Genomic DNA, 8,507 nt, shown 5'->3' on the forward strand with positions numbered 1-8,507 from the left:
CGAGGCGCCGCGCCCACTGCCCGGACGTCTGAGTCAAGGAGCCGCAGCATGGCAAGCAGCACTGTTCGGCCGAGCACACAGGACCACTCCCCGGAGGGCGATGTCGCCCGGCGGCTGCTGGACTCGGCCGCCGTGCTGGCGTACGACCCGGCCACCGAGGTCGACTGGGAGACGCCCCTGGACCGCGGCTTCCACGGCGCGAGCCCGGAGTGGAGCACGCTCTACGGCACCGCCTACTGGCGGGAGATGACCGAGGAGCAGCGCAAGGAGCTGACCCGCCAGGAGGCCGCCTCGGTGGCCAGCACGGGCATCTGGTTCGAGATGATCCTGCAGCAGATGGTGCTGCGCGACGTCTACGCCAAGGACCCGACCAGCACCGAGGTGCAGTGGGCGCTGACGGAGATCGCCGAGGAGTGCCGCCACTCCATCATGTTCGCCCGCGGCGCCGAGAAGCTCGGCGCTCCCGCCTACCGGCCGCGCCGCTGGGCGACCGAACTCGGCAGGGTCTTCAAGTCGGTTGCCTTCGGCGAGGCCGCGTACGCCGCGATCCTGGTGGCCGAAGAGGTCCTCGACGTCATGCAGCGCGACTGGATGCGGGACGAGCGGGTCGTGCCGTTCGTCCGCACCATCAACAACATCCATGTCGTCGAGGAGTCGCGGCACATGAAGTTCGCCCGCGACCAGACGCGCACGCGGCTCGCGGGCGCGGGCCGCGTGCGCCGCGAGATCAACGCCCTGGTCATCGCGATCGCGTCGTACGTCATCGTCACCAGCATGGTGAACCGCAAGGTGTACGCGAACGCCGGGCTCGACGAGGAGCGCGCGATCGCCGAGGCGAAGGCCAACGAGCACCACAAGTCCATGATGCGCTCCAGCTGTTCGGGCCTCATGGAGTTCCTGGCCTCGTGCGGCCTGCTCACCAAGCCGGCCCTGGTGTTCTACAAGCGCGCCCACCTCATCTGAGCCGACCCGACCCACCTGAGCCGAGCGAGCCGACGAACATGACCTACGCCATCACCCAGACCTGCTGCAACGATGCCACCTGCGTCGCCGTGTGCCCGGTCAACTGCATCCACCCCACGCCGGAGGAACGGGCGTTCGGCAGCACGGAGATGCTGCACATCGACCCGAAGACGTGCATCTCCTGCGGCGCCTGCGCCGACGCCTGCCCCGTCGACGCGATCTTCCCCGTGGACAGCCTGTCCGTCGCGCAGAAGGAGTACGCCGAGATCAACGCGGCCTACTACGAGGGCGACGCGCCGGACACGGCCCCCGAACCCGCCCCGGACGGCCCGAACTTCCACGCCTGGGGCGAGCCGTCCTTCCCGCGCGTCCTGCCCGCCGACTTCGCACCGCCGAAGGTCGCCGTCGTCGGCACCGGGCCCGCCGGCATGTACGCCGTGCAGGACCTGCTGCTGCACACCGCCGCAGAGGTCACCCTCATCGACCGGCTCCCGGTGGCGGGCGGCCTCGTGCGCTACGGCGTGGCACCCGACCACCCCGCGACCAAGAAGGTCGGCGAGACCTTCGCACGCTTCCACGACCACCCGCGCGTGCGGATGCACCTGGGCCTCGAAGTGGGCACCGACGTCACGCCGCAGGAGATCGCCGCCCACCACGACGCGGTGATCTACGCCGTGGGCGCATCGGCCGGCCGCCGCCTGTCGATCCCCGGCGAGGACCTGCCCGGCAGCGTCTCCGCGAGCGCGTTCGTCGCCTGGTACAACGCCCACCCGGACGCCGTGCCGGACGGCATCGACCTGTCCGCGGAGCGCGTGATCGTCGTCGGCAACGGCAACGTGGCCCTGGACGTGGCCAGGATCCTGCTCGCCGACCCCGACACCCTCGCCCGCACCGACATCGCCGACCACGCGCTGCGCGCCCTGCGCGACAGCAAGGTCCGCGAAGTGGTCCTGCTCGCACGGCGCGGCCCCGAGGACGCCGCGTACACCAGATCCGAACTGATCGCCCTCAAACACCTGCCGGGCGTGGAACTGGTCGTCGACGACCACGATCCGCGCATCGCGCCCGCCGTCGACACCGCGGGCGCGAAGGAGAAGGCGGCGGTCCTGCGCGGCGTCACGCGCGCGCGGCCGGACTGGGAGCGGCCGCCGGAGCCGGGCCGCAGGATCGTGCTGCGCTTCCACTGCGAACCCGTCGAAGTGCTCGGCGCGGAACAGGTCGGCGCCGTGCGGGTGGCGGCGGGCACGGGGGAGCGGACGATCCCCGCGGGCCTGCTGCTGCGCGCGATCGGCTACCGCGGCGTGCCCGTCGCGGGACTGCCCTTCGACGAGAGCGCCGGCACCGTGCCGAACGAGGCCGGCCGGGTCGCCGGACAGCCGGGAACCTACGTCGTGGGCTGGATCAAACGCGGCCCCACCGGCGGGATCGGCGCCAACCGTGCCTGCGCCGCCGAGACGGTCTCCACGCTCCTCGCCGACGCGGTCGCGGGCGCCCTCCCCGCCCCGCCGCACACCCCCAGGGACTTCCACCGGCTGGCGCGCCGCCGCAACCGCCAGGTGGTCGACGCGCGCGGTCTGGCCGCCATCGAACGGGCCGAGGTCACGCGCGGCCGCGGCGCGGGCCGGCCGCGGGTCAAGCTGGCCACGGTCGCCGAGCTCGTCTCCACGGCACGGTCGGGCCGCGCGGGCCTCCTGCGCCGGGCCGGGCGCTGATCAGTCCACCGCCGATGTCTCGTCGACCTCGTACGCCTCCAGGCCCGGGGTCGCGAGGATGTCCGCGACGCACTCCGCCGAGCCGCCGACGTACGTGCTCACCAGGCCGACGTCACCGCCGACGCACCACGCCCGGTCCTCGGGCCACCACAGGTCGGGCAGGTCGGGCACGCCTTCGTGGCTGCCCGGCGCGGGCGAGTCGGCGTCGTCGAGGGGGCCCGCGAGCAGGACCTCCTCGCGTCCTGGCGTCTCGAAGACGGGCACATCGCCCCACTCGACCTGGCCGTAGCCGGCCCACAGCCCGTACCAGCAGCGGTCGGCGGTGCGGGTGTGCCGGGCCAGGACGGGGATCAGGGCGCGGGCCACGTCGCCCGGGGTCGGGCCCTCGTGCGGGTGCTCGTCCCAGACTCCGGGCACGGCCGGGGTGTCGTCGTTGCGGTACATGAGACGGTCCTCGGCGCCGATCAGCTCGTGCCAGCGCGTCGCCGCGCCGACCCGCTCGCCGTAAGAGGCGGCGGCGCGGTCCCACCGCACCGGTGCGTCGCCGAGCCGTGCGGGGTGCAGAATCCGCGCGTACGCCTCGAAACCCGGGGCGCACACCGCCGCGACCGTGCCGAACGCGTCCACGCCGAGGGGGCGTCGCGTCAGCCAGCGGGCGGGCGTGAGGTCGTGCCGCTCGACGCGGAGGCGGCCGTAGACGGGCGGGGACGAGAGCCGGTCAAAGAACATGCCACCAGTGTCGCCTGCCGGCCGACTGCGGCCCGGCACTGGCCCGCGCGGACGGGAACAGCAGAAGGCCCCGGGCTCCGTCACGGAACCCGAGGCCTTCTCTCGCGAGCGCTGGGCAGGCCTTGCACCTGCATCTCCCCACAGGAAGTGGGGCGCCTTTCCTTGGACCACCAACGCCGGGCCCGGCACCGTCTGTTCGGCGGCGAGCTCATGATCGACTCTACCCCACCGGGCGGGTGGGAGTGAAATTCAACCGCTGCGTCTGTCCCAATCATCCCGCTCGCCCTAGGATCGTCCGCATGCTGCTGCGCCGGAAGTTGCGGATGCTCATGGCCCTCGTCGTGGCGCTCGCCGCCGCTCTCGTCTGGGCGGTCGAGGCAAGCGCGTGGGCGGCACCGCCCGGCGACGACAAGCCCTCGCACGGCCGGCAACTGCTCTTCTACAACCACGCCTACGGCGTCGTGGACCGGGAGACCGCCGACGCCATCGAGCACTCCGCCTTTCTGCGGAAGTTCGCGAACTTCCAGGTCCGCACCACGACCGGCTCCGGCGGACAGACCTGGACCGGCCGCTACCTCATGGGCCGCGAGACCTACCTAGAACTGTTCGGGGTCGGCGATCTGCCCGGCAGGGACGGCGAGTTCGGGGCGACCGGCATGGCCGTCTCGGTCGAGCGCGCGGGCGACCTGGCGACGGTGCGCGAACGGGTGCGGGAGCAGGGCATCACCCCGGCCGACTTCCTCCAGACGCGGGACTTCGGGGACGGTGTTCCCGTGCCGTGGTTCGACGGCTTCTTCGTCATCGCCGCCGACCAGTACGACTCCTTCGGCACCTGGGCGATGGAGTACCGGCCGGAGTACTTCGCCGACCCGCGCGGCAAGACCGAGCCGCCGAGCCGTCCGGGTGACGTCGGCCGCGAGCGCTATCTGAACGACGACTACCGCGACCACGACATGCGGGACGTGACGTCCCTGCGCCTCGCGGCCACACCGCGCGACATCGCCAGTACGGTGCCGTTGCTGCGGGCCGGCGGGTTCGTCGTCCGTCCGCTGCCCGGCGACGGCGCCATCGCCCGGCGGGGCGGCACCACGATCCGGCTCGACGCGACGACGCGCGAGGAGGCGGGTCTGCGGGAGGTCGGCTTCTCGCTCAACCGCCCCGCGCAACAGCGCCACGAGGAGCGGATCGGCCGGTCCACGCTTACGGTCGGACCGGGCGCCGAAGCCGCGTGGACGTTCGACGGCGCCCGCTAGCACCGCGTGCGCCAGGACCGGCCGCCCGGCCTCAGGAGCGGTCGTCGAGCAGGGCGCCCATCCACTCCTCGACCCCGGCGACGGTACGCGGCAGCGCGCCGGACATCAGGCGGGCGCCCTGCGGGGTGATGACGAGGTCGTCCTCGATCCGGACGCCGATGCCCCGCAGTTCGGCGGGCAGCGTCTCGTCGTCGGGCTGGAGGTAGAGGCCGGGTTCCACGGTGAGGACCTGGCCCTCCTCCAGGACGCCGTCCAGATATGTCCCGGCCCGCGCCTTCGCGCAGTCGTGGACGTCGAGGCCGAGCATGTGGCCGCTGCCGCACAGGGTGTAGCGGCGGTGCAGGTCGCCCTCCGCGTCCTTGAGCACACCCCAGTCGGCGAGCCCTTCGGCGATCACCCGCATGGCGGCCCGGTGGAAGTCGCGGAAGCGGGCGCCGGGCCGCAGAGCCGCGATGCCGGCGTCCTGGGCGGCGAGGACCAGCTCGTACACCTGGCGCTGCACGGGGGAGAAGCGGCCGGAGAGAGGCAGGGTGCGGGTGATGTCGGCGGTGTAGAGGCTGTCGGTCTCCACGCCCGCGTCCAGGAGGAGGAACTCGTCGGGGTTCAGCCGTCCGTCGTTGCGTATCCAGTGGAGCACGCAGGCGTGGGCGCCGGAGGCCGCGATGGTCTCGTAGCCGGTGCCGTTGCCCTCGGCCCGGGCGCGCAGGCCGAAGGTTCCCTCGATCCAGCGCTCGCCGCGCGGGTGTGCGAGGGCGCGCGGCAGGGCGCGGACCACGTCCTCGAACCCGGCGGTGGTGTGGTCGACGGCGAGCTGCAGCTGCCCGACCTCCCAGGCGTCCTTGACCAGCCGCAACTCGGAGAGCGCGGCGGCCAGTTCGGCGTCGGTGGCGGCGTTGCGGCCGGGCGGTGACCCCAGAGGTTCCAGGGGCTCCAGAGGGGCGCAGCGGATGCCGGTGAGGCGTTCCGCCTCGGCGAGGTCGGGGCGGCGGCCGACCCAGAACTCGCCGTAGCGGCGGTCGCGGTAGAACTCCTCGTCCCCGTCGGCGCGCGGGGAGCGCGGCCGCAGATGCAGCACCGCCTCGTGCCCGTGCGGGCCCGACGGCTCCATGACCAGCACGCTGCCCGCCTGGTCCTCCCCGGTCAGGCCGGTCAGCCAGGCGTACGCGCTGTGCGGGCGGAAGCGGTGGTCGCAGTCGTTCGAGCGGACCGTGAGCTCGCCCGCCGGGACGATCAGCCGCTCGCCGGGGAAGCGGGCGGAGAGCCGGGCCCGGCGGGCCGGGGTGACGGCGTGCGCGGGGACCCGGGCGGAGTCGGGGAGGGCCGAAGGGGCCCAGGAGGCCGCCATGAAGCGGGAGAGTTCGGGGGAGACTGCCAGATCGTGGCTGCCGGTGTTGAGCGTCGGAGCGGGGTGGGTGCCGGATTCGGTCACGAGGACTCCCTGGACAACGCGAACGGAGACCGCGGAGGCCGGTCAGTGAAATGTCACATTACTATGGCGGTGAGGGGTGGGGGCATTCCCTCGACGCCAAATCCGTTGCGGAGCGGGCGAGTTGAGCGGGGAGCGGGAGCCGGTCAGCCCAGGTAGTCCGTGCGGCCTTCGTCGTCGAGCTCGAAGGGGCCGTCCGGGATGATGCAGAACTCGTTGCCCTCGGGGTCGGCCATCACCAGGAAGCCGCCGTCGGCGTACTCGTCCAGCCTGCGTCCGCCGAGCGCCTCGACCCGCCGCTGCTCGGCGGCCGGGTCGGGCGATGCGAGGTCGAAGTGCAGACGGTTCTTGCCCGACTTGGGGCCGGCGTCGTCGTTCCGCTGGATTCCCACGCCCAGACCGTTCTCGCGCCGCAGCCATACGTACGGTCCCGTGCGGCCCACGACCGGCCTGCCGAGCAGCTCGGACCAGAAGGCGGCGAGCCGCTCGGGGTCGGTGGCGTCGATGATGAGGGCGTTGATCTGCACGATGTTCCTCCCGGGGTGCGGTCACACTGGCTCTCGGCCACCCTCGCAGATCGCGCTAGTTTTCCCGTGAATGCGCGAGCGACGCGATGTCCGCCAGGGACATTTTCAGCTCGTCGTGGAGGAAGCGCACGACCGTCCAGTGCGGCAGGGCGTCCTCGTCGTACGGCCCGAACGCGGCGGTGTAGAGGGGAATCCAGCGCAGCGCCTCCTCCGCCGCCGTCTCACGGCCCGGCTCCTGCTGGTAGGCGTCGTAGGAGACGCTGCGGTGGTGGATGAAGTGCCCGCCGGGCAGCCGCTGTTCGCACAGCTCCCGGTACTCGCGGGTCTGCAGGATGAGGTAGTGCCAGATCTCGTCGATGTCCTGCTCGACGGGGAGGAAGAGGCCGCCGAGCCGGTCGGGGTGGCGGGAGACCAGGTAGAGGTAGCGGAGACACTCGCGTACCTGGTGGGTGACGTAAGAGGCGGCCGGGGCGTCGGGCTTCGCCGCGAAGTGCCGGACCACCTCGTCGTGCAGGTCGGCGCCGAGCAGCTCCTCGGCGGTGGGGGCGGGGGCGTGCGGTGCGGGTGCGCTCATGGCGGGTTCCTGTCGGGTTCGGCGTGTGGTCGTCGCTGGGGTGCGCTCAGGGCTGGGGCGTGGTCAGCCAGGCGTACTTGCCGGAACGCCCGATCGGTACGTGGGGGACGTGCTCCACGCGGCAGGCCCTGCCCGTCAACTGGCCGATGGATACGGCGAGTTCCGACTCCTGCGCCGTTGAGAGCGGCTTTCCGTCGAAGGTCGTGCACCGCAGCAGGCACCCGTCCTCCCCGGTCAGGTGCAGCTGGTGCAGGAAGACGCGGGGGGAGACGGCGTCGACGCGCGCGTCGAGGTCGGCCTGTGCGACAGGACCGCCGGGCGTGGGCAGCAGTTCCTTCTCACGGCCGCAGAAGGAGACGATCCGCTCCGGGTCGGTGCTGCCGTCACGGGTGCGGACGCAGTCGCCGGACCGATAGCGGACCAGCGGCATGTACGGGTTGCGGACGCTGGTGACGATGAGGCTGTGGATGCCGCTGCCCGGCTCCACCGGGATCAGCTCCACGCTCATGTCGTGCAGGTAGGGGCGGTAGCCGTGCTCGTCGCCGTAGAACAGGTAGCCGAGTTCTGTGCTGCCGAAGAGGTCGACGATCGGGCAGTCGAAGCGGGCGCGCAGATACGCGCGGACGTTCAGCGGCGTGTACTCGTAGGCGTGGATGATGCCGGCCGGCCGCGGGAACCGGTCCCACAGATCCCAGGCGTCGACCTTCTGGACCAGGTGCGCGAGGTGGTAGCCGGAGCAGTCCAGGAGGTACGAGCCCTCGGGGTGCCCGGCACTCACGGCACGGATCTCGGCGAGCATCCGCTCGACCTCGGCGCGGTCCCAGTCAGCCGGGTCCAGCAGGCGGTTGAGGTACAGCGTCCGGTCGTCGAGCCAGCGCTCGCCCGGCGTCGCACCCGGCTTGCGGGCGTTGACGCGCGCGACGTGCTCGGTGGCGAGGACGGTCGTGAGGGAGACCCGCCGGGCACCCTCATGCCAGAGGGCGCCGAGGTCGGGGTGTTCGCTCCACAGGCGGTAGTAGGAGCGGAGCAGGAAGTACGGCGGCCGGATGAGCTGCATCCGGGCGTGGTTGGTGCCGGTGGACAGCACGAACTCGGCGTCGCCCGCCTCCAGGGCGCGCTCCAGTTCCGGCGTCATCCAGTTGGCGGGGAAGTCCCGGGCGATCTCCGGCTTCTCCAAAATCGGGAAGTCGCCGCGCTCGACGGAGGCGCGGTACAGGGGGATGTCCCGGACCCGGTCCAGGACATCGGCGCTCGGCAGGCGGTTCAAGGGGGCTCCGGTGCGGTGCGGAGGGGCGTGGGCGCGGTAGTCGGCGACGTCCGTGG

At 72.3% G+C, this 8,507-nt stretch carries 8 protein-coding genes; 3 read left to right on the forward strand and 5 right to left on the reverse strand.

The annotated features are described in order from the left end of the window. The first annotated feature begins 48 nt into the window (after positions 1 to 48). Together AB0N81_RS21575 and AB0N81_RS21580 are read left to right on the forward strand one after the other, a co-directional pair. The gene (locus AB0N81_RS21575; protein WP_365360574.1) at positions 49 to 963 is read left to right on the forward strand and encodes a diiron oxygenase; all 915 of its coding nucleotides are present in this window, start codon (positions 49 to 51) and stop codon (positions 961 to 963) included. Between the two features lie 38 nt (positions 964 to 1,001). After that, the gene (locus tag AB0N81_RS21580; protein ID WP_365360576.1) at positions 1,002 to 2,675 is read left to right on the forward strand and encodes an FAD-dependent oxidoreductase; all 1,674 of its coding nucleotides are present in this window, start codon (positions 1,002 to 1,004) and stop codon (positions 2,673 to 2,675) included. Here AB0N81_RS21580 and AB0N81_RS21585 read toward each other — a convergent pair whose 3' ends face one another. Continuing rightward, a complete protein-coding gene (locus AB0N81_RS21585) occupies positions 2,676 to 3,404 on the reverse strand; it encodes a hypothetical protein (RefSeq protein ID WP_365360578.1) in 729 nt (242 codons plus the stop codon). 323 nt (positions 3,405 to 3,727) lie between these two features. Here AB0N81_RS21585 and AB0N81_RS21590 point away from each other — a divergent pair, with 323 nt between their 5' ends. Beyond that, entirely contained in the window at positions 3,728 to 4,657 is a 930-nt protein-coding gene (locus tag AB0N81_RS21590; RefSeq protein WP_365360640.1) for a DUF5829 family protein, read from the forward strand. A 31-nt stretch (positions 4,658 to 4,688) separates the two neighbouring features. On the opposite strand, the gene AB0N81_RS21595 is transcribed toward AB0N81_RS21590, so the two are convergent. The 4 genes from AB0N81_RS21595 to AB0N81_RS21610 all read right to left on the reverse strand — a co-directional run bounded on the left by AB0N81_RS21595 (position 4,689) and on the right by AB0N81_RS21610 (position 8,451). Continuing rightward, positions 4,689 to 6,086 (reverse strand): aminopeptidase P family protein, encoded by a 1,398-nt coding sequence (locus AB0N81_RS21595; protein WP_365360580.1) that lies wholly within the window; start codon positions 6,084 to 6,086, stop codon positions 4,689 to 4,691. A gap of 143 nt (positions 6,087 to 6,229) precedes the next feature. After that, positions 6,230 to 6,610, reverse strand: a complete 381-nt coding sequence (locus AB0N81_RS21600; protein WP_365360582.1) for a VOC family protein — start codon at positions 6,608 to 6,610, stop codon at positions 6,230 to 6,232. 55 nt (positions 6,611 to 6,665) lie between these two features. Continuing rightward, entirely contained in the window at positions 6,666 to 7,184 is a 519-nt protein-coding gene (locus AB0N81_RS21605; protein WP_365360584.1) for a hypothetical protein, read from the reverse strand. A gap of 46 nt (positions 7,185 to 7,230) precedes the next feature. After that, the gene (locus AB0N81_RS21610) at positions 7,231 to 8,451 is read right to left on the reverse strand and encodes a hypothetical protein (protein ID WP_365360642.1); all 1,221 of its coding nucleotides are present in this window, start codon (positions 8,449 to 8,451) and stop codon (positions 7,231 to 7,233) included. Positions 8,452 to 8,507 lie beyond the last annotated feature (56 nt).

It is taken from the genome of Streptomyces sp. NPDC093510, assembly GCF_040683555.1.
Classification (GTDB): Bacteria; Actinomycetota; Actinomycetes; order Streptomycetales; family Streptomycetaceae; genus Streptomyces.

What these genes read in the sequence shown, in the direction of transcription:
- AB0N81_RS21580 (WP_365360576.1), top strand. Translation starts at nt 1,002, where the DNA reads ATGACCTACGCCATCACCCAGACCTGCTGCAACGATGCCACCTGCGTC.
- AB0N81_RS21590 (WP_365360640.1), top strand. Translation starts at nt 3,728, where the DNA reads ATGCTCATGGCCCTCGTCGTGGCGCTCGCCGCCGCTCTCGTCTGGGCG.
- AB0N81_RS21605 (WP_365360584.1), bottom strand. Translation starts at nt 7,184, where the DNA reads ATGAGCGCACCCGCACCGCACGCCCCCGCCCCCACCGCCGAGGAGCTG.
- AB0N81_RS21575 (WP_365360574.1), top strand. Translation starts at nt 49, where the DNA reads ATGGCAAGCAGCACTGTTCGGCCGAGCACACAGGACCACTCCCCGGAG.
- AB0N81_RS21585 (WP_365360578.1), bottom strand. Translation starts at nt 3,404, where the DNA reads ATGTTCTTTGACCGGCTCTCGTCCCCGCCCGTCTACGGCCGCCTCCGC.